Origin of the sequence: uncultured Meiothermus sp., assembly GCF_937863175.1 — a bacterium.
GTDB lineage: Bacteria > Deinococcota > Deinococci > Deinococcales > Thermaceae > Meiothermus.
In genome coordinates, this window is record NZ_CALMCQ010000330.1 from 1 (window position 1) to 1,887 (window position 1,887).

Consider the following 1,887-nt stretch of genomic DNA (forward strand, 5'->3'; position numbering starts at 1 on the left):
TGAACATCCGGCCCTGGGGGAGGGCCGGGGTGCTGCGGGCCAGGTTTACCATCAACTGGAACAAAGACCGCGGTACCGATCCCAAGCCGAACGCCTCGGGCACCACCGAACGGTTGAACGACCTTCACCTCACCCGGCAGCAGAAGGAAGAGGCAAGGCGGCAGGCGGGGGCGGCATAGGGCGTTTTGTCTGTTTTGATTATTGCGACTATTTCGATTACACTAGATCGTGTCGTACTGGAGGAGGTGAACCCATGGCCACACTGAACCCACCCCATCTGCCCAGCGAGTGCGAAGCCCAGCGGGCCAGGCAGCTCAGCGAGCGGCTGGCCAGGTATGCGGGCCAGGATCTGACCCTGTACATCAACGGCGAGACGGCCCCGCTGGTGCTGGGCCAGGACGTACTGGCGCTGCTGCAAGAGATTCTGACCCAGACCGCTATGGGCCGCTCGGTCGCGGTGATACCGCGGGGGGCCGAACTCACCACCCAGGAGGCCGCAGACCTGCTTAAGGTCTCGCGCCCGTTTCTGGTGGGGCTCCTGGAGGCGGGAGAAATCCCGCACCGCAAGGTGGGCAGCCACCGCCGGGTTAGCCTGTCCGACCTGCTGGCCTACCAGGCCCGCGCCCAGGCCGAGCAGGAGGAGGCCCTGCGCCAGCTACAGCAGCAGGCCCAGAAGCTCAAGATGGGGTACTGAGTTTGTCCAGCTTCACGGTGGTCTACGATGCCAGCGTGCTCTACCCCGCCCCGCTGCGCGATCTGCTCCTGCACCCGGCCCGCACCGGCCTGTACCGGGCCAGGTGGACCGAAGACATCCATCAGGAGTGGATGCAAAACCTCCTGGCAAACCGCCCCGACCTGAGCCGCCAGCAGCTAAAGCGCACCCGTGAACTGATGAACAGGGCCGTACTGGACTGTCTGGTGACCGGCTACCAGGAGCTGATCCCCGCGCTCACACTCCCCGACCCCGACGACCGCCACGTGCTGGCCGCCGCCATCCGTTGCGGTGCGGACGCCATCGTGACCCTCAACCAGCGCGACTTTCCTGCCGACACCCTGAAGACCTATGGCCTCGAGGCCCTGCACCCCGACGAGTTTGTGCTCGACCTGATGGATCTCGATACTCCCAGGGTACTTGGGGCGGTCAAGAACCAGCGCTCACTCCTGCGCCACCCACCCCAAACCACCCAGGAGCTGCTAGAGACCCTAAAAGCCCAGGGCCTGCCCCGCAGCGCAGCGCTGCTGGAGCAGTACCAGGAGCTGCTTGAACCTGGTAGAGGCCCGTGCCTTGAACCCGACCACCCTGCTAGGGGTGCGGTTGAACATCCGGCCCTGGATGATGGCGGGGGTGCTGCGGGCCAGGTTTACCGTCAACTGGAACCAAGACCGCGGTACCGATCCCAAGCCAAACGCCTCGGGGACCACCGAGCGGTTGAACGAGAGGCATTTCACCCTGGAGGAGAAGCGCCGGGCGCGGGAGGCGCGGCGGACAGCACAGTAAGGGCAGGTCAGGTCTGGGCACCACCTCTGCGCTGGCACGTCCACTTCACATCCTATTTCACATAGTTGGGTTACACTATGGCCGGGAGTCATAGCTGGTAACTCCGCAGTGAGGGCTATCATTCGCTGCAATGCTCGATGTCAGAAAGCTGGTGTTCATATGATGATGACATATAACCCGCTAGTTGCACCTGCGCCGAAGGAGATCCCTCTCGAACACGCGCCGCTGGTCAGAGTCTTGACTCAGCTCCGCTTTCCCAAGATCGCTTCTATTGCTCGTGATGATTTCATTGGGCCGTTTCAGGAGGCGATTCGCGAGGAGTATGCGGTGCTGCGCCCCGAAGAAGGGCACGATATCTTTGTGGGTCCAGAGGGCGTCCAGAGCAGGAC

General features: G+C 63.3%; 3 protein-coding genes. All 3 read left to right on the forward strand.

Annotated elements, in window-relative coordinates; translation table 11 throughout:
• Positions 1-253 precede the first annotated feature (253 nt).
• The gene (locus tag Q0288_RS12460; protein WP_299430890.1) at positions 254-694 is read left to right on the forward strand and encodes a helix-turn-helix domain-containing protein; all 441 of its coding nucleotides are present in this window, start codon (positions 254-256) and stop codon (positions 692-694) included.
• A 2-nt stretch (positions 695-696) separates the two neighbouring features.
• Positions 697-1,563: a putative toxin-antitoxin system toxin component, PIN family gene (locus tag Q0288_RS12465; RefSeq protein ID WP_299430892.1), complete on the forward strand. Its 867-nt coding sequence runs from the start codon at positions 697-699 to the stop codon at positions 1,561-1,563.
• Positions 1,564-1,657: 94 nt separating this feature from the next.
• A partial coding sequence (locus Q0288_RS12470) for a TIGR04255 family protein (RefSeq protein ID WP_299430894.1) occupies positions 1,658-1,887 on the forward strand: 230 nt, incomplete at its 3' end.

Bases quoted from the DNA above. Each gene is read 5' to 3' on its own strand.
- Q0288_RS12460 (WP_299430890.1), top strand. From the start codon at position 254: ATGGCCACACTGAACCCACCCCATCTGCCCAGCGAGTGCGAAGCCCAG.